Consider the following 228-nt stretch of genomic DNA (forward strand, 5'->3'; position numbering starts at 1 on the left):
CCCGGTACCAGGTAAAACTTCAAAAACTGATTAAGAGGCCCCTGCCCGAATCTCGATACCAGACGGTTGTAGTAGTCAATCGACAGTTGAGCTGGAATGAACTGGTCTGACTGCCCGTGTTGGAGAATGATCTTGCCACCGCGGCTCTGGAATTGAGTCAGGTCAGTGCTCGTGCTATCCATGAGCGCGCTCACCGCCTGGATGCGCGGGGCCAGTGGTCCTGGGCTG

The 228-nt window shown here is 56.1% G+C and carries 1 protein-coding gene; it reads right to left on the reverse strand.

Annotated features, from left to right (window positions below):
* On the reverse strand, positions 1-228 hold a 228-nt coding region (locus tag SB822_RS61670), incomplete at both ends, for a tannase/feruloyl esterase family alpha/beta hydrolase (protein ID WP_410859745.1).

It is taken from the genome of Paraburkholderia sp. SIMBA_054, assembly GCF_046534875.1.
GTDB lineage: Bacteria > Pseudomonadota > Gammaproteobacteria > Burkholderiales > Burkholderiaceae > Paraburkholderia > Paraburkholderia hospita.